23 protein-coding genes are annotated in these 26904 nt (G+C 64.3%); 14 read left to right on the top strand and 9 right to left on the bottom strand.

Annotated elements, in window-relative coordinates:
- The first annotated feature begins 176 nt into the window (after window positions 1–176).
- Both acs and ACPEE1_RS17250 read left to right on the top strand, forming a co-directional pair.
- A complete protein-coding gene (acs, locus tag ACPEE1_RS17255) occupies window positions 177–2177 on the top strand; it encodes an acetate--CoA ligase (protein WP_182345213.1) in 2001 nt (666 codons plus the stop codon).
- A gap of 159 nt (window positions 2178–2336) precedes the next feature.
- Entirely contained in the window at window positions 2337–2801 is a 465-nt protein-coding gene (locus tag ACPEE1_RS17250) for a LapA family protein (RefSeq protein WP_116927241.1), read from the top strand.
- Window positions 2802–2895: 94 nt separating this feature from the next.
- Here ACPEE1_RS17250 and ACPEE1_RS17245 read toward each other — a convergent pair whose 3' ends face one another.
- Entirely contained in the window at window positions 2896–3201 is a 306-nt protein-coding gene (locus ACPEE1_RS17245; RefSeq protein ID WP_021027702.1) for a c-type cytochrome, read from the bottom strand.
- 146 nt (window positions 3202–3347) lie between these two features.
- Here ACPEE1_RS17245 and ACPEE1_RS17240 point away from each other — a divergent pair, with 146 nt between their 5' ends.
- Window positions 3348–3590, top strand: a complete 243-nt coding sequence (locus ACPEE1_RS17240; protein ID WP_021027701.1) for a TIGR04438 family Trp-rich protein — start codon at window positions 3348–3350, stop codon at window positions 3588–3590.
- A gap of 245 nt (window positions 3591–3835) precedes the next feature.
- Window positions 3836–5701, top strand: coding sequence for a dihydroxy-acid dehydratase (gene ilvD / locus ACPEE1_RS17235; RefSeq protein WP_116927242.1), 1866 nt, complete (start codon window positions 3836–3838; stop codon window positions 5699–5701).
- A gap of 123 nt (window positions 5702–5824) precedes the next feature.
- Here the strand turns inward: ilvD and ACPEE1_RS17230 are convergent, their stop codons facing one another.
- A complete protein-coding gene (locus ACPEE1_RS17230) occupies window positions 5825–6832 on the bottom strand; it encodes a zinc-dependent alcohol dehydrogenase family protein (protein ID WP_116927243.1) in 1008 nt (335 codons plus the stop codon).
- 201 nt (window positions 6833–7033) lie between these two features.
- Between ACPEE1_RS17230 and ACPEE1_RS17225 the strand changes: the two genes are divergently transcribed.
- From ACPEE1_RS17225 to ACPEE1_RS17200, 6 genes are all read left to right on the top strand, one after another.
- Window positions 7034–7402: a winged helix-turn-helix transcriptional regulator gene (locus tag ACPEE1_RS17225; RefSeq protein WP_182345214.1), complete on the top strand. Its 369-nt coding sequence runs from the start codon at window positions 7034–7036 to the stop codon at window positions 7400–7402.
- Window positions 7403–7500: 98 nt separating this feature from the next.
- Complete coding sequence (locus tag ACPEE1_RS17220; RefSeq protein ID WP_423933322.1) at window positions 7501–8448, top strand: IS481 family transposase; 948 nt, start codon at window positions 7501–7503, stop codon at window positions 8446–8448.
- 61 nt (window positions 8449–8509) lie between these two features.
- Window positions 8510–9520 carry a Bug family tripartite tricarboxylate transporter substrate binding protein gene (locus tag ACPEE1_RS17215; RefSeq protein ID WP_182345215.1) on the top strand — a complete coding sequence of 337 codons (1011 nt, stop codon included), beginning with the start codon at window positions 8510–8512 and terminating at the stop codon, window positions 9518–9520.
- A gap of 326 nt (window positions 9521–9846) precedes the next feature.
- Complete coding sequence (locus tag ACPEE1_RS17210; RefSeq protein ID WP_133248203.1) at window positions 9847–10053, top strand: hypothetical protein; 207 nt, start codon at window positions 9847–9849, stop codon at window positions 10051–10053.
- A gap of 122 nt (window positions 10054–10175) precedes the next feature.
- Window positions 10176–12923 carry a magnesium-translocating P-type ATPase gene (gene mgtA, locus ACPEE1_RS17205; RefSeq protein ID WP_198424351.1) on the top strand — a complete coding sequence of 916 codons (2748 nt, stop codon included), beginning with the start codon at window positions 10176–10178 and terminating at the stop codon, window positions 12921–12923.
- A 37-nt stretch (window positions 12924–12960) separates the two neighbouring features.
- Window positions 12961–13680 carry an MgtC/SapB family protein gene (locus ACPEE1_RS17200; protein WP_116927246.1) on the top strand — a complete coding sequence of 240 codons (720 nt, stop codon included), beginning with the start codon at window positions 12961–12963 and terminating at the stop codon, window positions 13678–13680.
- Window positions 13681–13689: 9 nt separating this feature from the next.
- Here the strand turns inward: ACPEE1_RS17200 and ACPEE1_RS17195 are convergent, their stop codons facing one another.
- From ACPEE1_RS17195 to ACPEE1_RS17170, 6 genes are all read right to left on the bottom strand, one after another.
- A complete protein-coding gene (locus ACPEE1_RS17195; RefSeq protein ID WP_182345217.1) occupies window positions 13690–14385 on the bottom strand; it encodes a response regulator in 696 nt (231 codons plus the stop codon).
- A complete protein-coding gene (locus ACPEE1_RS17190) occupies window positions 14382–15920 on the bottom strand; it encodes an ATP-binding protein (RefSeq protein WP_232539560.1) in 1539 nt (512 codons plus the stop codon). Before ACPEE1_RS17190 ends, ACPEE1_RS17195 begins: the two co-directional genes overlap by 4 nt.
- Before the next feature lie 133 nt (window positions 15921–16053).
- Window positions 16054–16311: a hypothetical protein gene (locus tag ACPEE1_RS17185; protein ID WP_133248204.1), complete on the bottom strand. Its 258-nt coding sequence runs from the start codon at window positions 16309–16311 to the stop codon at window positions 16054–16056.
- A 258-nt stretch (window positions 16312–16569) separates the two neighbouring features.
- Complete coding sequence (locus ACPEE1_RS17180) at window positions 16570–17115, bottom strand: class I SAM-dependent methyltransferase (protein ID WP_182345218.1); 546 nt, start codon at window positions 17113–17115, stop codon at window positions 16570–16572.
- Between the two features lie 3 nt (window positions 17116–17118).
- The gene (locus ACPEE1_RS17175; RefSeq protein ID WP_182345899.1) at window positions 17119–17292 is read right to left on the bottom strand and encodes a hypothetical protein; all 174 of its coding nucleotides are present in this window, start codon (window positions 17290–17292) and stop codon (window positions 17119–17121) included.
- Window positions 17293–17305: 13 nt separating this feature from the next.
- Entirely contained in the window at window positions 17306–18529 is a 1224-nt protein-coding gene (locus tag ACPEE1_RS17170; RefSeq protein WP_232539561.1) for an MFS transporter, read from the bottom strand.
- A 239-nt stretch (window positions 18530–18768) separates the two neighbouring features.
- Between ACPEE1_RS17170 and ACPEE1_RS17165 the strand changes: the two genes are divergently transcribed.
- Window positions 18769–20745 (top strand): DNA topoisomerase IV subunit B, encoded by a 1977-nt coding sequence (locus ACPEE1_RS17165; RefSeq protein ID WP_182345219.1) that lies wholly within the window; start codon window positions 18769–18771, stop codon window positions 20743–20745.
- Between the two features lie 87 nt (window positions 20746–20832).
- Entirely contained in the window at window positions 20833–23193 is a 2361-nt protein-coding gene (gene parC / locus ACPEE1_RS17160) for a DNA topoisomerase IV subunit A (RefSeq protein WP_182345220.1), read from the top strand.
- 79 nt (window positions 23194–23272) lie between these two features.
- Here parC and ACPEE1_RS17155 read toward each other — a convergent pair whose 3' ends face one another.
- Window positions 23273–24187: a LysR family transcriptional regulator gene (locus ACPEE1_RS17155; RefSeq protein ID WP_182345221.1), complete on the bottom strand. Its 915-nt coding sequence runs from the start codon at window positions 24185–24187 to the stop codon at window positions 23273–23275.
- Between the two features lie 107 nt (window positions 24188–24294).
- Between ACPEE1_RS17155 and ACPEE1_RS17150 the strand changes: the two genes are divergently transcribed.
- Complete coding sequence (locus ACPEE1_RS17150) at window positions 24295–25755, top strand: amidase (RefSeq protein WP_182345222.1); 1461 nt, start codon at window positions 24295–24297, stop codon at window positions 25753–25755.
- A 130-nt stretch (window positions 25756–25885) separates the two neighbouring features.
- Window positions 25886–26866 carry a Bug family tripartite tricarboxylate transporter substrate binding protein gene (locus tag ACPEE1_RS17145; RefSeq protein ID WP_182345223.1) on the top strand — a complete coding sequence of 327 codons (981 nt, stop codon included), beginning with the start codon at window positions 25886–25888 and terminating at the stop codon, window positions 26864–26866.
- Window positions 26867–26904: the final 38 nt, after the last annotated feature.

The raw sequence follows: 26904 nt of genomic DNA, 5'->3' as shown, positions 1-26904 counted from the left end.
CAGCGCCCTGCGTCTGCAGTGTGGCGATTGGGAAAATTCCTCGCCTGGATCGGGTGGTTGGTTTTGTCTATCGCAAGCGGTGGCAGGCAGTGGAGCCTTGTCAGATGCCTGTAAGTGCGCCGGTCCACAGTAGCAGCGATTTTCATACCTACAATGTTTGCAAAGGAGACCCACCCATGACAGCCCCAGCCCAAGGAACCATTGAATCCGTTCTGGTCGAAAACCGCGTATTTCCCCCACCGGCCAGCCTGTCTGCCACGGCCCGCGTCGGCAGCATGGAGGCCTATGAGGCGCTGTGCGCCGAGGCCGAGTCCGACTTTGAAGGCTTTTGGGCCCAACGTGCCCGCGAGCATGTGCAGTGGACCAAGCCCTTCACCGAAGTGCTGGACCAGAGCACGCCGCCATTCTTCAAGTGGTTCCAGGATGGTGAGTTGAACGTCAGCGCCAACTGCCTCGACAAGCACATCGGCACGCCGGTGGAGAGCAAGACAGCGATCATCTTTGAAGCTGATGATGGCCAGGTGACCAAGATCACTTACCGTGAGCTGCTGGACAAGGTCAGTGCCTTTGCCAATGCGCTCAAGGCCCAGGGCGTGCAAAAGGGCGACCGGGTCCTCATCTATATGCCGATGACCGTCGAGGGCATTGTGGCGATGCAGGCCTGCGCGCGCATTGGTGCGACCCACTCGGTGGTGTTTGGCGGCTTCTCGGCCAAGGCGGTCAATGAGCGCGTCATCGACGCCGGCGCGGTGCTTATCGTCACCGCCAACTACCAGATGCGCGGCGGCAAGGAGTTGCCGCTGAAGGCCATTGTCGACGACGCACTGGCCATGGGGGGCTGCGACACCGTCAAGAAAGTGCTGGTGTTTGAACGCACCCAGACAGCCTGGAACAAGGTGGACGGCCGGGATGTGAGCTTTGGTGAGGCGCTGGCCGGCCAAAGCAAGGAATGTGCACCAGTGGCCGTCCATGCCGAGCATCCGCTCTTCATTCTGTACACCAGCGGTTCCACCGGCAAGCCCAAGGGCGTACAGCACGCCAGCGGCGGCTACATCCTTTGGGCCAAGATGACGATGGAGTGGACCTTTGATCTAAAGCCCAGCGATGTGTTCTGGTGCACGGCCGATATCGGCTGGATCACCGGTCACACCTATATTGCCTACGGCCCGCTGGCCGCTGGCGCGACCCAGGTGGTGTTCGAGGGCGTGCCGACCTTCCCCAATGCCGGGCGCTTCTGGCAGATGATCGAGCGCCATGGCGTCTCCATCTTCTACACCGCGCCCACGGCGATCCGCTCGCTGATCAAGGCTGCTGACTCGGACGACAAGGTGCACCCGCGCAACTGGAACCTCAGCAGCCTGCGCATTCTGGGATCGGTGGGCGAGCCCATCAACCCCGAAGCCTGGATGTGGTACTACCGCAATATCGGTGGCGAGCGCTGCCCGATTGTCGATACCTTCTGGCAGACGGAAAACGGCGGCCATGTGATCACGCCGCTGCCGGGCGCGACGCCGCTGGTGCCGGGCTCCTGCACCTTGCCGCTGCCGGGCATCATGGCCCAGATCGTCGACGAGACCGGCAAGGAGCTGCCCAACGGCACCGGCGGTATCCTCGTGATCAGCAAGCCCTGGCCGTCGATGATCCGCACGATCTGGAACGACCCCGAGCGCTTCAAGAAAGCCTATTTCCCCGAAGAGATGGGCGGCAGCATCTACCTGGCCGGCGACGGCGCGGTGCGCGATGCCAAGACCGGGTACTTCCGCATCACCGGCCGTATTGACGATGTGCTCAACGTCTCGGGCCACCGCATGGGCACGATGGAGATCGAGTCGGCCCTGGTGTCCAAGACCGACCTGGTGGCCGAGGCGGCCGTGGTGGGCCGGCCCGATGACATGACGGGCGAGGCGATCTGCGCCTTTGTGGTGCTCAAGCGCTCGCGCCCCACCGGCGACGAAGCCAAGCAGATTGCCAAGGAGCTGCGCGACTGGGTGGCCAAGGAGATCGGCCCGATTGCCAAGCCCAAGGACATCCGCTTTGGCGACAACCTGCCCAAGACCCGCTCGGGCAAGATCATGCGCCGCCTGTTGCGCTCGATCGCCAAAGGCGAGGCGATCACGCAGGACACCTCCACCTTGGAGAACCCGGCGATCCTCGACCAGTTGTCCGATACCCACTGATCGGTAAATGTCAACAAATGGCGCGCTGGATCCTTCCAGTGCGCCAAGCTGTTGTTAAAGCTGAAGAACTGGTAAGAAATTGCCAGCATTGGCTGACAAGCGCTGGTGCATAGATCGTGCTATGGTCTATGCATTCCACTCTTGCCATCAAAATCCACTATGCGCAGCATTCTTCTTCTCATCATCGCCGTGCTCATCGGCGGCCTGGCGGCCCTCAACTGGCAGGTGCTGTCCACCCCATCGGAAGTCAACCTGGGCCTCACGACCATCCACGCCCCGCTGGGAGTGCTGATGCTGGCGCTGACGGTGCTGCTGTGCGTGATCTTCGTTGCCTATGTGCTGTCCTTGCAGGGATCGGTCATGCTGGAGGCGCGCCGCCACAACAAGGAGATGACGGCCCAACGCGAGCTGGCAGACAAGGCCGAGGCATCACGCTTTACCGAGCTGCGCCAGGTGCTGGAGAGCCAGCATGCTGCCGGCCAGTCGGCACTGCTGGCCCGCCTGGCAGAGCTGGAAGCCCACCTGGTGGCCCGTGCCCAGGAGTCGGACAACAGCAATGCCGCTTACCTGGGCCAGATTGAAGACCGCATGCGCCATGTCGAGCCGCCGCGCAATACGTTCTAAAGGACGCACTTGCGCAGCCAGCAAAAAACCACCTCGCGAGGTGGTTTTTTCATCGGAGTGGGCCAGCAGGCCCGACCTGCATGCGAGGCGCTCTTTACTTGAGGGTCAGTACCCAGTCGGCCAGCTTCTTGGCATCGGCTTCGCTGACCTGGGTGTTGGCGGGCATGGGCACGGGGCCCCAGACGCCGGCGCTGCCCTTGATGATCTTCTGGGCCAGCATGTTGGATGCGCCGGGCTGGCCTGCAAACTTGGCGCCAATATCTTTGAATGCGGGGCCCACCACTTTCTTGTCGACCGAATGGCAAGCCATGCAGTTCTTGGATTGGGCCAATGCCTGATCAGCCCACGCAGGTGCGCTGGCCGACAAGGCCAGTGCCGTGGCAATCAGAATACGGTTCATCGTGTTATCTCCTTAGCGCATGAGGTACATTAATTCTAATGGCTCGCTGCGTAAGACTGCGGGGGCGCCAGTATGTTCCACAAGTTTGCATTCTTTACGGGCTTTACGCCACCGACATACAAGGGGCCAAAGCGGATGGAGAGACCATGTATTTTCTGATCCTGGGGATCATTCTGCTGTTGTTGAAGTACCTGGAGATAGGCCCGGTTGCGGCCTGGTCCTGGACTGCTGTGCTGGCGCCCTTTGGGCTGGCTGCGCTGTGGTGGGCCTGGGCCGACTGGTCGGGTTACACCAAGCGCAAGGCGATGGAGCAGGAGGTGCTGAAAAAAGAGCGCCGCCTGCAAAAATCCAAAGAAGCGCTGGGCCAATCGGCCCGCCGGCGCCGCTGACAGCGGCTGCTGGGGCACCAACCGCCGAGCAGGCGGTTTTTTTCTGCCCGGGCGCTGCCCCTACGGCCGTTACTGGCTGGAACCCGAGTGTCTCCGTCATTTGCCCAGCTGCGCGATAATCATCGCTCACATCGGCGTGCACTCAAGAGGTTCTCGCCAACTTGCCCGCTGGCCCTGGCGTATATCCAGGCCCGCACTATGCAAGACAGGCCGCATTCTTATTGTTTACTGATTCGTACACCACGATGCCCGCATACCGTTCCAAAACCTCTACCGCCGGTCGCAACATGGCTGGTGCCCGCTCCTTGTGGCGTGCCACCGGCATGAAAGACGACGATTTCTCCAAGCCCATCATTGCGGTGGTGAACTCCTTTACCCAGTTCGTTCCAGGCCATGTGCACCTCAAGGACCTGGGCCAGCTCGTCGCCCGCGAGATCGAAGCGGCAGGCGGCGTGGCCAAGGAGTTCAACACCATTGCCGTCGATGACGGCATTGCGATGGGCCACGACGGCATGCTGTACTCGCTGCCCAGCCGCGAAGTGATTGCCGATTCGGTCGAATACATGGTCAATGCGCACTGCGCCGATGCCATGGTCTGCATCTCCAACTGCGACAAGATCACCCCCGGCATGCTGATGGCTGCGATGCGCCTCAATATCCCCGTGGTGTTTGTCTCGGGCGGCCCGATGGAAGCGGGCAAGGTGCGCCTGGCCGTGCCGGCGGCTGACGGCAGCAAGACCATCCAGATCAAGAAGCTCGACCTGGTCGACGCGATGGTGATGGCCGCTGACAGCAATGTGAGCGATGCCGATGTGGCCGAAGTCGAGCGCTCGGCCTGCCCGACCTGCGGCTCCTGCTCGGGCATGTTCACCGCCAACTCGATGAACTGCCTGGCCGAAGCGCTGGGCCTGGCCCTGCCAGGCAATGGCACTGTGGTGGCCACCCACTCGGACCGCGAGCAACTGTTCAAGCGCGCAGGCCGCCTGATCGTGGAGCTGGCCAAGCGCTACTACGAGCAAGACGAAGCGACCCTGCTGCCACGCGCTGTTGGCATCAAGGCCTTCGAGAACGCGATGACCTTGGACATCGCGATGGGTGGCTCGACCAACACCATCCTGCATTTGCTGGCGATTGCGCAAGAGGCGGACATCGATTTCACGATGACCGACATCGACCGCATGTCACGCACCGTGCCGCAGCTGTGCAAGGTGGCGCCCAATACCAACAAGTACCACATCGAAGACGTGCACCGTGCCGGTGGCATCATGGCCATCCTGGGTGAGCTCGACCGCGCCGGCAAGCTGCACACCGATGTGCCCACCGTGCATGCCAAGACCATGAAGGACGCGCTGGACCAGTGGGACATCGTGCGTACCGAAGACGAGGCCGTGCGCACCTTCTACATGGCGGGTCCTGCCGGCATCCCCACCCAGGTGGCTTTCAGCCAAAGCACGCGCTGGCCCAGCCTGGATCTGGACCGCGCCGAAGGCTGCATCCGCTCCTACGACCATGCCTTCTCCAAAGAAGGCGGCCTGGCCGTGCTGCGCGGCAATATCGCGCTGGACGGCTGCGTGGTCAAGACCGCCGGTGTCGATGACTCGATCCTGGTGTTCGAAGGCTCGGCCCATGTGGTCGAGTCGCAGGACGAGGCGGTGGAAAACATCCTGAGCGACAAGGTCAAGGCCGGTGATGTCGTGATCGTGCGCTACGAAGGCCCCAAGGGCGGCCCCGGCATGCAGGAAATGCTCTACCCGACCAGCTATATCAAGTCCAAGGGCCTGGGCAAGTCCTGCGCACTGCTGACCGATGGCCGCTTCTCGGGCGGTACCTCGGGCCTGTCGATTGGCCACTGCTCGCCAGAGGCAGCGGCTGGCGGCGCGATTGGCCTGGTGCAAAACGGCGACCGTATCCTCATCGACATCCCCAACCGCACGATCAATGCGCTGGTGAGCGACGAGGAATTTGCCAAGCGCCGCGAAGCGCAAGATGCGCTGGGCTGGAAGCCTGCCAAGCCCCGTCCGCGCAAGGTGTCCACCGCTTTGAAGGCCTATGCCAAGCTGGTGACCTCGGCCGACAAGGGCGCAGTGCGCGATATCTCGCTGCTGGACTGAGCGTGCTTCGCCTTCCATGAAGAACCGCCCCAGGCGCAAGCCCGGGGCGGTTTTTTCATGAGGCCATTGGGGGCATAGGGGGCATAGGGGCAGGCGCCAGCGCGCTTGCCCCGCCGCCACCACTTACCAGTGCAGGCAGATCTTGCCAAAGTGCTGGGCGCTGATCTGGTGCGCAAAGGCATCGGCGATTTTCTCCAGCGGGTAGCTGCTGTCGATGATGGGGCGCAGCGCCAGCTGCTCGAGCGCGCGCACCAGGTCTTGCTGCTGCTCGCGGCTGCCGACGATCAGGCCTTTCAAGGTTTGCTGCTTGCGCATCAGCTCCACGGTGGGTACAGCGCCGGCAAAGCCGGTCAGCACACCAATCAGCGCAATATGGCCGCCAGGCGCGCAGGCGCGGATGGACTGGGGTAGGGTCGCAGGGCCGCCCACCTCCACAACGATATCGGCGCCGCGACCGCCGGTAGCCTGCAGCACCGCATCGCCCCATTCGGGCTGGTCGCGGTAGTTGATGACGGTGTCGGCGCCCAAGGCACGCAGACGCTCTGCCTTGGCGGCGCTGGAGGTGGTCGCAATCACCTTGGCGCCCATCGCATGGGCCAGCTGCAACGCAAAGATGGAGACGCCGCCCGTGCCCAGCACCAGCACGGTTTGCCCCGCTTCGATGCGGCCGTCAACCACCAGCGCGCGCCAGGCCGTGAGGCCGGCGGTGGTCAGGGTTGCGGCTTCTTCATGCGTATAGCCCTTGGGTGCATGGGTAAAGGCCGTGGCGGCCATCGTGACGTGCTCACGCGCAAAGCCATCCACGCCATCGCCGGGCACGGTGGCAAAGGTGGAGGGCACCTGCTTGCCCGATTGCCACAGCGGGAAAAAGCAGGACACCACGGCGTCGCCGACGGCAAACTCGGAAACGCCTTCACCCACGGCCGTCACCACACCGGCGCCATCGGCCATCGGGATGCGGCCATCGGCGGTGGGCGAGCGCCCAGCGGCAATGGCCAGGTCGTGGTAGTTGAGCGAGCTGGCATGCAGGCGCACCTGGATTTCGCCGGCGCGGGGCGCAGCAGGCGCTGGCAGGTCGACCAGCTGCAGGTGGTCCAGGCCACCGGGGGCGGCAACTTGTATGGCTTTCATGGCGTTTCTCTTTCCTGGGTTGCTATCACTTTGAAGAGCGGTTTAGGCTGCACGGCGCAGCCACCCGGCCATCATGCAAGCGCCGGGCTCAGAAAGCCAGAACCAACATATTTGTGGTCTAGTATTAAAAATGTAAGCAATGCATGGGCATTGGCTTGGCGCTAGGATGGCGCCCTGGCCGACTGGCTCGTTGGAGAGAATATGAAGCGTTTGAACAGCAAAAGTGGTTGCGCGGTGGAGGTGACCTTGTCTGTCATGGGCGGTACCTGGAAGCCGATTGTGCTTTTCCATCTGCTCCATGGCACCAAGCGCTTTAGCGAACTGTCCCGGGCCATTCCCAATGTCACCCAGCGCATGCTGACCCTGCAGCTGCGCGAGCTTGAAGAGGCCGGCATTGTTGCGCGCACCGTCTATGCGGAAGTGCCGCCGCGCGTGGACTATGCGCTGACCGACATGGGGCGCAGCCTCAAAGCGGTGCTGATTGCGATGCGCGACTGGGGCATGGACTATGCACAATCCCAAGGGCTGCAGGACGAGGCGCCAGGCGTGCAGGCCAGCTGCGCGGCCTAGTTGTGAAGGTTCAATAGGTTGTATCCGGTGTTCATCCGGGTTGGATTTGAGAGACTGGAAGTCGCCAAACACCCAACCCACTCAGGACAGCCAACCGGATGAACACTCATAAGCATGCCCGACTTACCTTTGCCCGGAGACTGGAGATGGTCAAACAGATGACCTTGCAAGGCCTGGATGCCTCTCAGGCCGGAGCCCTTCAAGGCGTCACCGCACAGACCGCTCGCAAGTGGCTGGGCCGCTACCTCTCGGGCGGCGAAGCAGCCCTGGCCGATGCTTCCTCCAGGCCCATTTGCTCTCCCAAAGCCATCTGCGAGTCCAAGGCCTTACTCATTGTTGAGCTACGCAAACGCCGCATGCTGCAGTCGCGCATTGCCAGCTACGCAGGCGTCTCGGCGTCCACCGTGAGCCGGGTATTGGCCCGTGCGGGCCTGTCTCGACTCAGCGATCTGCAGCCGTCCGAGCCCGTGGTTCGCTATGAGCACGATGCGCCTGGAGACATGCTGCACATCGATACCAAGAAGCTCGGGCGCATCGTTCGGCCCAGCCACCGCGTCACAGGCAATCGGCGCGATTCGGTCGATGGTGCGGGATGGGAGACACTGTTCGTGGCCATTGACGACCACGCACGCATTGCCTTTACCGCTATGCATCCGGACGAGAAAACGCCGCAAGCCGTCGCCTTTCTGCGCAACGCCGTGGCGTACTACGCGGGGCTTGGAGTGAGCATCAAACGCCTGCTGACCGACAACGGTGCGGCATTCCGCTCAAGGGAGTTCGCTGCGGCCTGCAACGCCTTGGGCGTGCAGCACAAGTTCACCAGGCCGTACCGGCCACAGACCAACGGCAAGGCCGAGCGATTCATCCAATCGGCGCTGCGCGAGTGGGCCTATGGTTGGACATACCAGAATTCAGCTGAGCGAACACAAGCCTTACATCGCTGGCAGCATTACTACAACTGGCACAGGCCTCACAGCGGCATTGGTCGAATTACCCCGATGGCCAGGCTCAAATCTGCAAACAACCTCTTGACAGTTCACACCTAGTCCCAGTTTCCTGCTCGGGAGGATAATTCTCCTCTCTGATGTTGCGTGCCCACCTGCCATGATGTCCCGCTTTCCATTCCTGCGCGCGTTTGCGCTGCTGTCCGCGCTGTTTTGTCTGGGCCTGGCGTTGGCCGGCGCTGTGACGGCGCAAGCGCAGGAGCGGCGCGCCTACCCGAGCCAGCCGGTCAAGCTGGTGGTGCCTTTTGCGCCGGGCGGCTCGACCGATATCGTGGCGCGCCTGCTGGCCGATGCGATTCGCGAGCCGCTGGGCCAGCCGGTGGTGGTGGAGAACAAGGCCGGTGCCGCAGGCCTCATCGGCGCCGAGGCGGTGGCCCGTGCCCAGCCCGATGGCTACACCCTTGGCGTGGGGACCATCAGCACCCTGGCCGTCAATACGGTGATGCTCAAATCGGTGCGCCGCGATCCGCTGCAAGAGCTGGCACCGGTCATGGCACTGGCGCAGATTCCGTCGGTGTTCTCCACCCATCCCAGCCTGGGGGTACACGATCTGCAGGGCCTGGTGGCGACGTTGCGCGCCAAGCCCGACCACTACACGATCGGATCGGCGGGTGTGGGCTCCATCGGCCACCTGATTGCTGAGGCGATGAATGAAGCGCTGGGCGTACGCCTGCGCCACATCCCCTACAAAGGCCAGGGCCCGGTGATCAACAGTGCGCTGGCCGGCGAGACCCAGGTGCTGAGCGACCAGTACCCCTCGTCAAGCAGCCTGGTGCAATCGGGGCGGCTGGTGCCTTTTGCGGTGGCCGCGCCGCAGCGGTTGCCGGCGCTTCCGGGCGTTCCCACCCTGGCGGAGGCCGGCTACCCGGCGCTCAACCGCCTGGCCATTACCTGGTTTGGCCTGGTAGCGCCCGCTGGCACGCCGCCGGCCGTGATCGACACCCTCAACCGCGCAGCGCAAGAAGCTATGCGCCAACCGGCCGTGCAGGCGCGCCTGGCGCAGCTGGGTGTTGTGCCCATGGGCGGCAGCCCGCAAGCGTTTGCGCTGCTGATCAGCGATACGCGCGCCCAGATCCAGCAACTGGTGCAGCAGCGCAAGCTGGTGCTGGACTGAGGGTTCTGAAAAGCGCAGGTAAAGACTGCGTTGTGCTTTCCAAACCACTGGCGGTTTTGGGGGCGTTGGTCTACAATCCGCCCAGATTTTTTACTAGGAGTAACCCTGTGGACTTACCGAGTTGTTGGCCAGCGGCCAACCGACCACAGGCAAGGTAATCGCAAACGCCCCAGCTTTGCGCGCTGCCTTGCCCAACCAGGCGGGCAGCTGTCAGGCGCCGTAGTTTCTTAGACCTACGCGCCAACGGCATCCCATTCGATCTTCCAGTCTTGCCCCGTGGCGAGCGCCTTTGTTGCGCGCTGCCACGCCGGGTGTGGGAGCTTTTCATGCCACTGCGTATGTCTTCGCTGGCCCCCTTGCGCGCACTGCAGCGCAAGGCTGCGCCATGGGCCATTACGCCTTGCTGCGGCCTGGGCCTGCCCTGCCGCATGCAGCGCCAGCTCGCGACCATGCTGCGCCGCCGCGCTCCGGTGGGCAAGGGCGCAGCGCAGTCCTGCTCGGCATCGGCTGCGCTGGACCCCTTCAGTCGCTGACCTTTCTTCTGTCTGATGTGCATATGTGCCGCCGCACCGCAGCGGCGCGCAGTTGCACGCCTGTATTGCTTGCAGACGCCATGCGGCGCGGATCAGCCGCGCCCCTGGCTGGGAGATGGGTCATGTTGAACCTGCTGAAGAATGGATTCGTCAACTTTTTGCGCTCGCGCCACTGGGGCGTGCATTTCCGCCGCTTGCCCATGTTGGAGCAACTGGCCCACACGCCGGTGGATACCGGCATTTCCAAGGCCATGGGCGAGCGGCTGAGCGACGCCGCCCATGCCCCTGAACAGGCATTGCTGCACAGCCTGAACACCAGCCGCCAGGGCCTGGACGATGCACAGGTGCAGCAAGCCCGTGCGCAAGCGGGCTGGAACACCATTGCGCAGGACCAGGCGATGACCCGCACAGAGCACCTGTGGCTGTGCTTTCGCACGCCTTTCAACCTGCTCTTGACGGTGCTGGCTGCCGTCTCGTGGCTGACCGGCGATACCAAGGCCACGGTGGTGATCGGCAGCATGGTGGCGCTGGCCACCGGCCTGCGCTTTTGGCAGGAGGGCCGCGCCAACAAGGCCGCTGCCGGCCTGCAGGCCATGGTCTCCAACACCGCCGCCGTGCTGCGCCGCACGGCGCAGGATGAAGAAGGGCGGGAGCTGGATACGCCGCCCTCGCGCCTGTCGGCACTGCAGGCCGTACGCGAGCTGCCCGTGCGCGAGCTGGTGCCCGGCGACATCATCCAGCTGGCTGCCGGCGATATGGTGCCCGCTGACTGCCGCCTGCTGAGCGCCAAGGACCTGTTTCTGGCGCAATCGGCGATGACCGGTGAATCCATGCCGGTAGAGAAATTTGCCCAGCTGCCTGATGGGGCACAGCACAACCCGGTGGAGCTGTGCAACCTGGTGTTCATGGGCACGAACGTGGTCTCGGGCGCTGGCCTGGCCGTGGTGCTGACCACCGGCAACCACAGCTACCTGGGCGCGCTGGCCGGCAAGGTCTCGGCGATGGACCGCAGCCCCACCGCGTTCCAGATGGGCGTCAACAAGGTCAGCTGGGTGCTGATCCGTTTCATGCTGGTGATGGTGCCGCTGGTCTTGCTGATCAATGGCTGGACCAAGGGCGACTGGACCGAGGCGCTGCTGTTTGCGCTGTCGGTGGCCGTTGGCCTGACGCCCGAGATGCTGCCGATGATCGTGACCGCCACCCTGGCCAAGGGCGCGGTGTTTCTGTCGCGCAAGAAAGTGATCGTCAAGCACCTGGACGCCATCCAGAACTTTGGTGCGATGGATGTGCTGTGCACCGACAAGACGGGCACCCTGACCGAGGACCGCATCTCGGTCGAGCGCCACCTCGATGCCTGGGGTGATGTCTCGCACTATGTGCTGGACATGGCCTACTTGAACAGCTACTACCAGACGGGCCTCAAGAGTTTGCTCGATGTGGCCGTGCTCGCCCATGCCGAGCGCGCCCCGCTGGTCGATGCCTATGCCAAGGTCGATGAAGTGCCGTTTGACTTTGTGCGCCGGCGCATGTCGGTGGTGGTGAGCGACAGTGCCGGCATCGGCAAGATCATCACCAAGGGTGCGGTCGAGGAAATCCTGCAGGTCAGCAGCATGGTGCAGGCCGCAGGCGGCGTGCTGGACCTTGATGCGGGCCTGCGCAAGCGCATTGTGGCAACAGCCGAGGCGCTCAATGCCCTGGGGCTGCGCGTGGTGGCGGTGGCCACGCGCGAGACGCAAGCGGGCCAGAGCAACTTTGGCGTGGCCGATGAGGCCGGCATGGTGTTGTGCGGCTTTCTGGCCTTTATCGATCCACCCAAGGAAAGCGCTGCGCCCGCGCTGCAGGCGCTGGCCCGGCATGGTGTGCAGACCAAGGTGCTGACGGGCGACAATGCCGCCGTCACCGCCAAGGTCTGCGAGCAGGTGGGCATCAACGCGCAGCACATCGTGCTGGGCGGCGATATCGAGCAGATGGACGACCAGCGCCTGGCCCAGGTGGTCGAAGAAGCCCATATCTTTGCCAAGCTGAGCCCTGCGCACAAGGAGCGCATTGTGCGCATGCTCAAGGCCAATGGCCATGTGGTGGGCTTCATGGGCGATGGCATCAACGATGCAGCTGCGCTGCGCACCGCCGATATCGGCATCTCAGTGGACACGGCCGTCGATGTGGCCAAGGAAGCGGCCGACATCATCTTGCTGGACAAGAGCCTGATGGTGCTCGACCAGGGCGTGCAGGAAGGCCGGCGCACCTTTGCCAACATGCTCAAGTACATCAAGATGACGGCGAGCTCGAACTTTGGCAATGTGTTCTCGGTGTTGATTGCCAGTGCCTTCATTCCCTTCCTGCCCATGCTGCCGATGCAGCTGCTGGTGCAGAACCTGGTGTATGACTTCTCGCAATCGGCGATTCCGTTTGACCATGTCGATCCCGAGCTGCTGACCCAGCCCCAGCGCTGGAACCCCGCCGATGTGGGCCGCTTCATGCTGTTCTTCGGCCCCATCAGCTCCATCTTCGATATCACCACCTTTGTCGTGATGTGGAAGGTGTTTGGCGCCAACACGCCCGAGCGCCAGGCGCTGTTCCAGTCCGGCTGGTTTGTCGTGGGACTGCTCACGCAGTCGCTGATCGTGCACATGATCCGCACCATGCGCATTCCGTTTATCCAAAGCCGCGCTGCCTGGCCGGTGGGCCTGATGACCCTGGTGGTGGTCGCCATCGGCATCTACCTGCCCATGGGTGCGCTGGCCCCTTATTTCAAGCTCGAGCCCCTGCCTGGCCTGTACTTTGTGTTCCTCGTTGCCGTGTTGCTGGCCTATATGGGTCTTACGCAAGTCATGAAAAAGTGGTACATCCGTCGCTACGGCTGGCAATAAACAGCGTTAAAAATAATCATTTACAGAGGAGGGCGCCATGCTCGAAGCGCTGAACTACACACAACTCAATTCGCTGATCAACACGGCCATCAGCCTGGTCACGGCCTTTGTGCTGGGCACGGTCATTGGCCTGGAGCGCCAGTACCGCCAACGCACGGCCGGGCTGCGCACCAATGTGCTGGTCGCCGTTGGGGCGGCCATCTTTGTCGACAGCGCCAACACCATTGCCGGGCCGGATGGCGCGGTGCGTGTGATGGCCTATGTGGTCTCGGGCATCGGCTTTCTGGGCGCCGGTGTCATCATGCGCGAAGAGGGAAATGTGCGCGGTCTGAACACGGCTGCGACACTGTGGGGATCGGCCGCAGTGGGCGCTGCGGCAGGCGCCGATCTGATCGTGCAGGCGGCCTTGGGCACCGTGCTGGTGCTGGCGGCCAATACCTTGCTGCGGCCGCTGGTCAACGCCATCAACCGCAAGCCGCTGGATGTGGCCTCCGCCGAAATGACCAATGCCGTGTTTGTCGTGGCCGAGCGCCTGCACCAGCGGCTGGCGCTGGCCATGCTGCAGGATGTGCTCGAGCGCGGCGGCTACCCGCCCGGCGACATCGACATCCAGCCCTTTGGCGAGGCCGAGGTCGTCATCGAAGCGACCTTGGCCGCGCAATCGGTGGAGGGCGACGAGCTCGATGCGATGGTGCAGCAGCTGGCGGCCAAGCCGGGCGTGCGCCAGGCGTTCTGGAGCCCCAGCACGCGGGATTGAATCGTGGCTTTAGCCTTCAAAGGCAAAGCCGACGCCATAGATCGAGCGGATGCAGTCCGCGTCATCGCCCATGACGGTGCGCAGCTTCTTGCGCAGGTTCTTGATATGGCTGTCGATCGCGCGGTCGCTCACCTCCAGCGCATCGGCATAGGCCAGGTCCAGCAGCTGGCTGCGCGGGTAGATCTTGCCGGGGTGGCGCTGCAGGATGTGCAGCAATGCAAACTCGCGCCGCGTCAGGCCCAGGTCCTGGCCGCGCCAGCTCGCCTGGCTGGTGGTCTCGTCCAGCTGCCAGTCGCTGGCGGCCAGGCTGGCTGGCGCACCAGGGGCGGGCGGCGCATGGCGGCGCAAGATCACCTTGACGCGGGCAATCAGCTCGCGCGGTGAAAATGGCTTGCAGATGTAGTCGTCGGCGCCCATCTCCAGGCCCACCAGGCGGTCCACTTCTTCGACCTTGGCAGTCAGGCAGATGACGGGGCAGATCTGGCGGGCGCGGCATTCGCGCAGAATGCTCAGGCCATCGGTGCCGGGCAGCATCAGGTCAAGAATGGCCAGCTGCGGCGGGCGTGCGCGCAGCGCCGCCATGGCCTGGCTGCCATCGGCAAAATGCTCGACCTCGAAGCCGGCATGGTGCAGGTAGTCGATGACCACCGAGGCAATATCGGCCTCGTCTTCGGCGTACAAAATGCGGGGTTTGGCAGTGTTCATGCAACAGGGTGTATCAAGGGCAGGATCAAGGTAAGGCGCAGCCCGCCCAAGGACGAGATGGAGGCCTGCAATTGTCCTCCATGGGCTTGCACAATGCTTTTGCAAATCGCCAGCCCCAGGCCCGAGCCGCCGCTGGCGCGGCTGCGCGAAGTCTCTACGCGGTAAAAGCGTTCAAAAATGCGGGGCAGCTCTGCAGGCGGCACGGAGGGGCTGCTGTCATCGAGGTGCAGCTCCAGCCAGCGCTGGCCCGACTCGGGCGCGGGCCCGTGCAAGCTGGCGCTGATGCTCAGCCGCCCGGGGGCATCGGTGTAGCGCAGGCTGTTTTCCAGAATATTGCTCAGCACCTGATGCAGCTGCTGGGCATTGCCCTGCACCCAGGCGGGCGGCAGCGCATGCAGCAGCTCTTGCGCCGTGGGCAGTGCGATGCCGGCCTGGCCAAAGCGGATCTGCACGGCTTCCACGGCCTCGATGGTCAGCGCCCGCATATCGAGCGGGCGGGCCGTGGCGGGCAGGTGGGCGGTCAGCTGCAGCGCGGGGGCGGCCTCGGGCGCGTGCACGACCAGGGCCGTGGGAATGGTGGCGCGCATGTCGCTGACCAGCTGGGTCAAGCGCAGAATCTGGCGGTGCAGGCGCGCAGCGGTTTGCGAATCAAAGCTGCGGATGCCGTCTTGCACTGCCTCGATCTCGGCCCGCACTGCGGCCAGCGGCGTGCGCAGCTCATGGGCCACCTGGGTCAGCCATTCATGCTGCTGGGCCTGGGCCTGGGATAGCTGCTCGGCCATGTGGTTGTAGCGGTCGGCCAGCTCCACCAGCTCGTCGTGGCCTGCGACTGCAATGCGGTAGTCGAGCTGGCCGCTGGCAAAGGCCTTGGCGCCTTCGCTCAATGCCTCGATGGGGCGAATCCAGCGCCGGCTCAGCCACCAGGACAGGGCCCCGGCCAGCAGCAGGCCCAGCAGACCGGTGATGGCCAGGAACACCAGGTGCTCCTTCAAAAAGGCACTGTCGATCTGGTTTTTCAGGTCTTCGGGCTGGTTCAGCGTCAAGGTGCCGATCAGCATATGCTGGCTGTCGAACAGCGGGTTTTTGGCGCTGCCTAGTGTGGGCGGCACACCGGCCAGCAGCTTGCCCTGGTTGTCGAGCAGGCCCAAACGCTGGGAGAGGGGGTGGCGTTCAATGGGGCGCAATTGCTGGGTCAGCATGGGGCCAATCGTGGCGCGGCGCGGCGCCTCGCTCTCCGCCGGGGGCGAAACGGGCACGGCCGCCTGGCTGCCAAAGCGGGTCAGCGCATTCCAGCGCTCCGACGTCAGCGAGACCCAGTGCGGATCCTTGGCATACTCGCGCCGCAGCTGGCTCTCCAGGTACTCCAGCCGGCCCAGCTCGATCTGCGCCACATAGCCGCCCAGACCGCGCTGCAGGCTCCAGTACGAAAAGCCGAAAAACCCCAGCAGCAGGCCCAGCAGCAGCAGCACCATGGCCAGCAGCACCCGCGTTTGCAGACGGGTAAAGCGAAACAGCTGAAGTCGGGGTGTGGTCACAGAGGGCGGGTGGGGCAATGGCGGTGTGGGCACAAACGGCAAAACGGGCAGACGCAATGCCTGCCCGGCTATTCTCTTACACAGTGCGTGGGTGTGTAAAAGGGTTGCTTGATCAGGACGTCATCACCGGCCCTTAGGGCCCGATGGAGGCGCCGCGCTGCGCCACCAGCTGCTTGCCGACCATGCGGCAGGTGGCTTTGGCTGTTTTTCCGTTGTCCAGTGTCAGTTGCACGGCTTCGCCGGCCTTCTTGCCCTGGCAGGCCTCAATGGCTTGCTTGGACGGCGCGGGCTTGGCGGGGCTGGCCGCGTAAGCCTGGGCGGTGGCGATCCAGAGGGCTGCAGTCACGGCGGTGCTGCACAGCAGACGGTGGCGAAGTGGTTGAGAACTCATGGCATTCCTTTGTAAAAAGAGGCTCTGCGGCCAGGCCGCGATCTGGTGTGGGACAGAAAGAAGCGGGTGAAACAGAGAAACTGGAGTGTGTTTACGCCTCTCCGCAGAGCCCATGACTGAACTATAGGAGCCAAATGTGGAGGAAGTTGGGCCAGCTTTGTGGCAGGTGTGACAAAGCGAAAACCGCATGCCTATTGGCTTGGCGCAGGAGCGGGCGCCATTGCGTGCGCCGCAAAGTTATGCAAAGCGGGCCGGGGCTCAGGCCAGCAGCGCAGCCGGGATGGGCGCCCCGTCCAGCGGGCGGCGTGCCGCAATCCGCTGCACCACCCGGTCCGGGTTGCGCAGCAGCCCTGCCTCATAGGCGATGACAGACCAGCTGGCACAGACTTGCAGCAGCTCGCCGGGCTGCAGCAGGAAGTCGGGCCGGGAAGGCTTGCCATAGGCGGCATTGCCTTGGGCAAAGGTCTCGTACAGCAGCAGCCCGCCGGGCGCCACACTGGCCAGAATGTGCGGCCATAGCGGGCGCCACAGATAGTGGGTGACGACCACCGCGTCGAACGCCCGGCCTTCCAGCGGCCAGGCCCCGTTTTCGACATCGGCCAGCAGCCATTCTCCCGCCGTGTCCGCCTGCAGCGACTGCAGCGCCGCGCCATCGCGGTCAACGCCGGTTACCCGCAAGCCCTGGGCCTGCAGGTAGCGGGCATGGCGGCCCTGGCCGCAGGCCAGGTCCAGCACCTGGGCGCCTGCAGGTATCAGTGGCGCAAAGCGGGTGATCCAGGGCGAGGGGGCGGGGCTATGGGGCATGCGCTAGAAACAGGCCCAGACATGGTCAGCCATCTGCACCATGAATTCCGGTTGCGCGTAGAGCATGAACACCAGCGCCAGCAGCACCGCCACCAGTAGCCAGATGGCGGCGCGCTGCCAGCCGCGCAGCGGCGCGGCGCCAGCAGTGGGGGCGGTGGGTGGTGCAGGCTGTTGCATGAAAGTTCGGTTATCAGGCCGCCAGCGGCAGCCGCTGCACGGGCTCTTCCTTGACCGGCAGATTGACCAGGCCGGCGAATACGCCCAGGCCAATGGCCACATACCAAACCACATCATAGCTGCCGGTGCGGTCATAGAGGTAGCCGCCCAACCAGATGCCCAGGAAGCTGCCGATCTGGTGGCTGAAGAACACAAATCCGCTGAGCATGGACAGGTGCTGCACGCCAAAGATCTGCGCGATGGCGCCGTTGGTGAGCGGCACGGTGGACAGCCACAAAAAGCCCATCACTGCGGCAAAGACATAGACCGACCAGGGCGACAAGGGCACCAGCAGGAAAACCACGATGGCGATGGCGCGGATGAAATAAATGCCCGAGAGCAGGTAGCGCTTGGCCATGCGCTGGCCGAGCGACCCGGCCAGGTAGGTGCCAAAGATGTTAAAGAGGCCGATCAGCGCCAGCGAATAGCTGGCCACATGCGGCGGCAGGCCGAAGTCCTTCAGGTAGCTGGGCATGTGCACGCCGATGAACATCACCTGGAAGCCGCAGACAAAGTAGCCTGCGGTCAGCAGCAAAAAGCTGGGGTTGCGAAAGGCCTCTGCCACAGCCTGGGCAATGGTTTGCTGCGCGCCACCGGCAGCACTGTGCTTGAGCGCGTGGAAATTGGGCTCGCGCAGCGCAATGGCCAGCGGCACGATGGTGAGCACCAGGATTGCGCAGACCAGCAGCGCGTTCTGCCAGCCCAGGCTGGCGATCAGCTGGCCCTCGACCGGCACCATGAAGAACTGGCCAAAGGAGCCCGCGGCCGCGGCCACCCCCATGGCCCAGGAGCGTTTCTCGGCTGGCAACTGGCGCCCGATGACGCCATAGATCACCGCATAGGTGGTGCCCGTTTGCGCCATGCCGATCAAAAGGCCGGCGGTGAGCGCAAACATCAGCGTATTGGGCGCCCAGGCCATGCCGGCCAGGCCCAGCGCGTACAGCAGCGCGCCGCAGACCAGCACCTTGCTGGCGCCAAAGCGGTCGGCCAGCATGCCGGTAAAGATGCCGATCAGGCCCCAGCTGAGGTTTTGCACCGCCAGCGCCAAGGCGAAGGACTCACGCGTCCAGCCCATCTCCTGGGTGATCGGCTGCAGCCAGAGGCCAAAACCGTGGCGGATGCCCATGGACAGGGTCACTACGGCGCCGCCACACAGCAGCACGCGGGCCATGGACAATCGTTGTGCGTTGTTTTGCATAGTCAGGGGATGTGTCTCGTTATTTAAGAACGTGATTGCGGTCTCTACGCGCGGGGAGATCGTAAGCACGTTCTAGAAATTGTTACTCCAACGCCAAAAACCGGCTGTCGCCCGCATATTGCCCGGTGGCTGTCCAAGCCCATTGCAGGCTTTTGCGGCCAAGCGTCGTGAATCGTCAACAAGTTCCACCTGTTTATCTATACAGCTATTTACAATGGCAGCCGCTAGAATGGAAAGTTATGGCAAGCAAAAACACGTCTACCAGTGAATACGCAGAGGGCTCGATACGGGTTCTCAAGGGGCTTGAGCCGGTCAAGCAGCGCCCGGGCATGTATACCCGTACCGACAATCCGCTGCACATCATCCAGGAGGTGATCGACAACGCGGCCGACGAGGCCCTCGCCGGCTTTGGCAAGAAGATCCGCGTCTATCTGCACACCGATGGCTCCATCAGTGTCGAGGACGATGGCCGGGGCATTCCGTTTGGCATGCACCCCGAAGAGCATGCGCCGGTGGTGGAGCTGGTGTTCACCCGCCTGCACGCGGGCGGCAAGTTCGACAAGGGCCAGGGCGGCGCCTACAGCTTCTCGGGCGGTCTGCATGGCGTGGGGGTTTCGGTGACCAACGCCTTGGCCACCCGCATGGAGGTGACGGTGCACCGCGATGGCTCGGTCGCCACGATGGCCTTTGCCGGTGGCGATGTGGTCGAGCCTCTGCAGGTGCGCGCGATGGTCAGCGGGGACCGCAAGCAGGGCACGACGGTGCGCGTCTGGCCCGATGCCAAGTATTTCGAATCCAGCCACCTGCCGATGGGCGAGCTGGTACACCTGCTGCGGAGCAAGGCCGTGCTGATGCCCGGCGTGAGCGTGCAGCTGACGCAGGACAAGAGCCGCGAGACGCAGACCTGGCAGTACAAGGGTGGCCTCAAGGACTACCTGCTGCAGACCCTGCCGGTCGACCCGATCATCCCCGTGTTCGAGGGCGAGGGTTTTGCCGGCCGCAGCGATGACCATTTTGCCGAGGGCGAAGGGGCATCGTGGTGCGTGGCCTTTACCGATGAAGGGCAGCCGGTGCGCGAGAGCTATGTCAACCTGATCCCGACCACGGCGGGCGGCACGCATGAAAGCGGGCTGCGTGATGGCCTGTTCCAGGCCGTGAAGAGCTTTATCGAGCTGCACTCGTTGCTGCCCAAGGGCGTCAAGCTGATGCCCGAGGATGTGTTTGCCCGTGCCAGCTATGTGCTCTCGGCCAAGGTGCTCGATCCCCAGTTCCAGGGCCAGATCAAGGAGCGCCTGAACTCGCGCGATGCCGTACGCCTGGTCTCGGGCATGGTGCGGCCAGCGCTGGAGCTGTGGCTCAACCAGAACGTCGAATACGGCAAGAAGCTCGCCGAGATCGCGATCAAGGCGGCGCAGACGCGCCAGCGCGCCGGCCAGAAGGTGGAAAAGCGCAAGGGCAGCGGCGTGGCCGTGTTGCCCGGCAAGCTGACCGATTGTGAAAGCCGCGACCTGGCCTATAACGAGGTGTTTCTGGTCGAGGGTGATTCGGCCGGAGGCAGCGCCAAGATGGGCCGCGACAAGGAAACCCAGGCCATCCTGCCGCTGCGCGGCAAGGTACTCAACACCTGGGAAGTGGACCGCGACCGCCTGTTTGCCAATACCGAAATCCACGATATCTCGGTAGCCATTGGCGTGGACCCGCATGGCCCCGATGACGAGGTGGACCTGAGCGGTCTGCGCTACGGCAAGATCTGCATCCTGAGCGATGCCGACGTGGACGGCTCGCACATCCAGGTGCTGCTGCTGACCCTGTTCTTCAAGCATTTCCCGCAGCTCATCGACAAGGGCCATGTCTGTGTGGCGCGGCCGCCGCTGTTTCGCGTCGATATTCCTGCCCGGGGCAAAAAGCCTGCGGCCAAGGTCTATGCGCTCGACGAGGCCGAGATGCATGCCATCTTCGACAAGGCCGCCAAGGATGGTGTGCCGCGCGAGAAATGCCAGGTCAGCCGCTTCAAGGGCCTGGGCGAGATGAATGCCGAGCAGCTGTGGGAAACCACGCTGAACCCGGACACCCGCCGCCTGCTGCCGGTGCGTCTGAGCCAGACCGATGTGCTGCAAACCCGTGAGGTCATGACCCAGCTGATGGGCAAGGGCGAGGCTGCGGCCCGCCGCGACCTGATGGAGCTGCACGGCCACGAGGTCGAAATTGATATCTGATGTCCTGCTGCCCACGCCGCTGAATAAACAATCGAACCCAAGCCAGCCGCGCGCAGCCGTGCCACAAGCAAAGAAAGCTGAACCCCTATGAGTGAAGAGAACGGTCAGGACCTGCTGTCCAACCCGGTGCCCGAGGACGGCGACAGCCTGGACCTGGGCAATTACGCGCAGCGCGCCTATCTGGAATATGCGCTGTCGGTGGTCAAGGGCCGCGCACTGCCAGACGTCTGCGATGGCTTGAAGCCCGTGCAGCGACGCATCCTGTTTGCGATGGAGCGCATGGGCCTGGGCTACAGCGGCCCCAACCGCGCGACGGCGGCCAAGCCGGTCAAAAGCGCCCGTGTCGTTGGTGATGTGCTGGGCCGCTTTCACCCGCATGGCGACCAATCGGCCTATGACGCGCTGGTGCGCATGGCCCAGGACTTTGCCCAGCGCTACCCGCTGATCGACGGCCAGGGCAACTTTGGCAGCCGCGATGGCGATGGCGCAGCGGCCATGCGTTATACCGAGGCGCGCCTGTCCAAGATCACCAGCCTGCTGCTCGACGAGATCGACATGGGCACGGTGGACTTTGTGCCCAACTACGACGGCTCCACCCAGGAGCCCAGCCAGCTGCCGGCGCGCCTGCCGTTCTCGCTGCTCAACGGCGCCAGCGGCATTGCGGTGGGCCTTGCCACCGAAATCCCCAGCCACAACCTGCGCGAGGTGGCCGATGCCTGCGTGGCGCTGATCAAGAAGCCGGCGATGACCGACTTCGACCTGCAGCAGATCATCCCCGGCCCGGACTTCCCCGGTGGCGGCCAGATCATCAGCAGCGACAAGGACATTGCCGACGCCTACCGTACGGGGCGCGGCTCGATCAAGGTGCGTGCGCGCTGGACCATCGAAGAGCTGGCGCGTGGCCAGTGGCAGCTGGTCGTCAACGAGCTGCCGCCGGGCGTTTCCTCGCAAAAGGTACTCGAAGAGATCGAGGACCTGACCAACCCCAAGATCAAGACCGGCAAGAAGACCTTGACCCAGGAGCAAAGCCAGCTCAAGGCCACGGTGCTGTCATTGCTCGATGTGGTGCGCGACGAGTCGAGCAAGGATGCGGCCGTGCGCCTGGTGTTCGAGCCCAAGACCGGCAAGACGCCGCAGTCCGAGCTGATCACCTGCCTGCTGGCGCACACCAGCCTGGAGAGCTCCTCGTCGGTCAACCTGACGATGATCGGCATCGACGGCAAGCCCACGCAAAAGTCGCTGCGCCTGATGCTGGAAGAGTGGATCGAGTTCCGCCAGACGACGATCACGCGCCGCTCCGAGCACCGGCTCGCCAAGGTGCTCGACCGCATCCATATCCTGGAAGGCCGGCAGACCATTCTGCTCAATATCGACGAGGTGATCGCCATCATCCGCGCCAGCGACGAGCCCAAGGCCGCGCTGATGGCGCGCTTTGACCTGAGCGAGCGCCAGGCCGACGACATCCTGGAAATCCGCCTGCGCCAGCTCGCCCGCTTGGAAGCGATCAAGATCGAGCAGGAGCTGAGCGAGCTGCGCGCAGAGCAGGGCAAGCTCGAAGACATTCTGGCCAACCCCGCCTCGCTCAAGCGCCTGATGGTCAAGGAGATCGAAGCGGACGCCAAGCAGTTCGCCGATGCGCGCCGCACCTTGATCCAGGAAGAGAAAAAGGCGGTTGCCGAAGTCAAGGTGGTCGATGAGCCGGTCACCGTCGTCGTGTCGGAAAAAGGCTGGGTGCGCGCGCGTACCGGCCACGGCCATGCGGCCGACAGCTTCAGCTTCAAATCGGGTGACAGCCTCTATGGCACCTTTGAATGCCGCACGGTCGACCAGCTGCTGGTCTTTGGCAGCAACGGCCGGGTCTACTCGGTCGCCGTGGCCAACCTGCCCGGCGGCCGCGGTGATGGCCAGCCGGTGACCACCTTGATGGAGCTGGAAGCGGGCACCCAGATCCAGTACTACTTTGCCGGTCCGCTGTCGGCCCATTTGTTGCTGGCCAGCAGCGCGGGGTATGGCTTCACGGCCTTGGTGGAAAACATGGTCTCACGCCAAAAGGGCGGCAAGGCCTTTGTCAGCCTGGACGAGGGCGACACGCTCTGCGCCCCCTCGCATATCTCGGGCAGCAGCGGTAGCCAGCCGCTGGCCGATGCCAGCCACGTGGCCTGCGCCTCGGTGGGTGGCCGCATCCTCACCTTCGAGATCGGCGAGCTCAACCACATGGCCAAGGGCGGCAAGGGGCTCAAGCTCATTGACCTGGAAGACAAGGACCGCTTGGCCGGTGTGGCCGTCTACACGCGCAGCATCCGCATCGAAGGCTTGGGGCGCGGCGGCAAGGCCCGTGAGGAAACCCTTGAGATCCGCAGCCTCAACAACGCCAAGGCCGGACGCGCCAAGAAGGGCAAGCTCGCAGACCTGGGCTTCAAGCCCAGCGCCGTGTTCCGCGTCGAATAAAGCGCGCGGTCATGCACGACCAAGCCCTGCCCGGCATTGCCCGGCAGGGCTTTTTCATGGCCCGCCGTTGCAGCGCCGATCAGCGCGGCGCGGGCAACAGCGCCCGCAGATGGTCGACAAAAGCGCGCACGCCCCGGGGCAGGTTGCGGCCCGTCAGCGTTTGCAGCTCGATGGAGCGCGCATGCATGCCGCGCTCGCGGATGGGCACGGTGTGCAGCAGGCCCCGGCGCACATACTCGCGCACGGTGACCTCGCCGCCCAGGGTGAGCCCGCCGCCGTGCAGCACAAAGCGCACCAGCGCATCGAACTGCCCGCTCTCGAGCACCGGGTCAAACACCAGGCCGCGCTGGCCGCTGGCAATGTCAAACAGCTGGCGCGCGGTATTGCCGTCGTCCAGCAGCGCGAGCGGGTAGGGCTGCATCTGCGCCAGGCTGACGCTGGCAAAACGGGCCAGTGGGTGGCCGGGTGGCATGATCAGGATGACCGGCGAATTCTGGCGGTGCTGCACATCGATATCGCGCACGGCGGCGCGGCTGTAGGTCAGGCCCACATCGGCCTCGCCATTGCGCACCGCCTGGGTCACCTGGGCGGGCGAGGCCGAGACCAGCTGGAACTGCATGCCCGGGTGCTGCTCGCGAAACGTGGCCATCGCGAGAGGCAAAAACTCAAACGCAAAGCCGGCCGATGCGCAGACCCGCACCTGGCCCCGGCGCAGGCCTTGCAGTGCCTCGATATCGGCCACCACGCGCTCGGCATCCAAGGCATGGCGCTTGGCATGGGTGGCCAAGAGCTCACCGGCCGCACTGGCGACCATGCCGCGCGGGCGGCGCTCGAACAGCGGCACCTGCAGCACTTCCTCCAGCGATGCGATCTGGCGGCTGACGGCCGAGGCCGAGACATTGAGGCGCAGTGCGGCCTCGCTCACCGAGCCGCTGCGCACGACTTCCAGAAAGTAGCGGATGGCGGTGTCCTGGAGGTGCTGCGAGGGAGTCATGGTCTGCTTTGCAAAAAACGCAACGATAACCGCAAAAAATTGTGATTGTCGAAATAGGCCGCATTGCCTATGCTGGATTTTTCTGACATCCAAGAGACATACATTCCATGCCATCCCAGCCTGTTCCTGCCGACCACAGCATCGTCGAGTTGAGCGCCGTGGCGCTGTCGGCAGCCATCCAGCGGCGCGAGTTGTCCTGCACCGAGGTGCTGCAGGCCTTCTGGGGCCAGATTGACCGGTTGAACCCCCAGGTGAATGCGCTGGTCGCGCCCATGCCGTGCGAGCCGCTGCTGGCCCAAGCCGCACAGCTCGATGCCGAACTGGCCCAGGGCAAGAGCCGCGGGCCGCTGCACGGTTTTCCGCAGGCGCCCAAAGACATTTCGCCGGCCGCCGGCATGGTCACCACCAAGGGCTCGCCGATCTTCCAGGGCCAGGTCAGCAGCAGCGATGCGGTGATTTTTGAGCGCATGCGCGCGGGCGGAGCGCTCTTTGTGGCGCGCAGCAATTCACCGGAATTTGGCCTGGGCGGCCACACCTACAACCCGGTCTACGGCACCACCCGCAATGCCTTTGACCAGAGCCGCTCGGCCGGTGGCAGCAGCGGCGGTGCAGCCGTTGCGGTGGCCTTGCGCATGCTGCCCGTGGCAGATGGCTCGGACATGATGGGCTCGCTGCGCACGCCGGCGGCCTTCAACAATGTCTACGGCCTGCGCACCTCCGTGGGCTGCGTGCCGCATGGCCCGGGCGATGAGGTGTTCTTCCAGCAGTTCAGCGTGGCCGGGCCCATGGCACGCGATATTCCCGATCTGGCCTTGCTGCTGTCGGTGCAGGCGGGCTTTGATGCGCGCTTGCCGCTCACGCGCCGCAGCGAAGGCGCGCAGGACTGGGGCCAGGGCCTGGAGCGCGATTTCCGGGGCCGCAAGATCGCCTGGCTGGGTGACCTGGGCGGGCACCTGCCCACCGAGCCGGGCCTGCTCGAGACCTGCCGCGCGGCGCTGGGCGCCTTTGCCGACATCGGCTGCACGGTCGATGAGGTGCTGCCCGACTTTGACCTGGAGCAGCTGTGGCGCGCCTGGATTGATCTGCGCAGCTTCAGCGTGGCAGGCGCCAATGCGGCGCTGTATGACGACCCGCAAAAGCGTGCGCTGCTCAAGCCCGAGGCGCTGTGGGAGATGGAGCGCGGCCGCGCGCTGTCGGGCATGGATATCTATGCCGCCGCCAAGGTGCGCAGCAGCTGGTACGAGGTGCTGCGCCGCCTGTACGAGCGCTATGACTTTGTCGTGCTGCCCGCTGCGCAGGTGTTTCCGTTCGACGCCGAGCTGGACTGGCCCCATGCCGTGGGCGGCCGCAGCATGGACACCTACCACCGCTGGATGCAGACGGTGGTGGGCGCCACGATGGCGGGCTTGCCGGCCTTGTCGGTACCGGCCGGGTTTGGCCCCAACGGGCTGCCTGCCGGCCTGCAGATCATCGGGCCCACGCAGTCGGACAAGGCGCTGCTGCAAATCGGCCATGCCTATGACCAGGCCAGCGGCCATGCCCGGGTGCGCAGCCCTTTGCTGGGCTGACAGCACGCTGTAGATCGTTGACCCGGCGCGTCTTCTAAGGCTGCGCTCCCACCCAGGAAGGCGTTGCTGCAACGCCTGTCTGATCCCTCCCTTGCCCTCGTTTTCCGCAAAAAAGGTAGATCCCATGTCCATGCCGATATCCCGTCACCGCTTTTTGACCTACCTGGCCGCAGGCGCTGCCGGCCTGGCATGGCGCCCAGTGCTGGCGCATGGCTACCCTGACCGTGCGATCAAGCTGGTGGTGCCTTTTGCACCCGGCGGGGCCACGGATATATTGGGACGGCTGCTGGCCTCGCAGCTCAGTGACAAACTGGGCCAGTCGGTGTTTGTGGAGAACCGGCCGGGGGCAGGCACGGCCGTGGCGGGCGGCCAGGTGGCCAAGTCGGCTGCCGATGGCTATACCTTGTTTCTGGGTGCCAGCTCCACCTTGGCGATGAACCCGGTGGTGCGCAAGGCGCTGCCCTATGACCCGATGCGCAGCTTCAGCATGCTGGGCCTGGTGGCTGACATGGGTCTGGTGCTGGTGGCGAACAATGCCGTCAAGGCCACGTCGTTGCAGGACCTGGTGGCGCAATCGAAGGCGGCGCCGGACCGCTTTTCCTACGGCTCCTTCGGCCCGGCCTCGTCGGTGCACTTTGCCGGCGAGATGCTCAAGACGGCAACCGGCATGCGCATGCTGCATGTGCCCTTCAACGGCAGCACACCGAGCCTGACCGCGTTGATGGGGGGCCAGGTGCAGTTGGCGGTGGACACCGTGGTGGCGACCACGCCGCTCATCAAGGCCGGCAAGATCAAGCCGATTGCCGCGCTGGGCGCCCAGCGCCTGGCCTTGCTGCCCGAGGTGCCGACCGTGGCCGAAAGCGGCTACCCTGGTTTTGACATGAGCACCTGGTTTGCGTTCCTGGCGCCTGCTGGCCTGCCCGAGCCGGTGCGCGCCAAGCTCGAAGCTGCCTTGGCCGATGTGATGGCCCAGCCCGCTACCCAGCAAAAGCTCGAAAGCATTGGCCTGACGCCCGCCTGGGGCAATGGCCGTGCGCTGCAGGCCCGGGTGGAACGCGAGCTGCCGCTGATGCGCGATGTGGCGCAGCGCGCGCAGATCGAGGTGGAGTAAGTCTTGGGCGAGCGGTGCTGACGTAGGGAAAAAAAGCG

It is taken from the genome of Comamonas sp. 23 (assembly GCF_049601575.1).
GTDB classification, from domain to species: domain Bacteria; phylum Pseudomonadota; class Gammaproteobacteria; order Burkholderiales; family Burkholderiaceae_C; genus Comamonas; species Comamonas squillarum.
The sequence above is the reverse complement of the archived record's forward strand: the minus strand, read 5'-3'. Positions and strand labels throughout refer to the sequence as shown.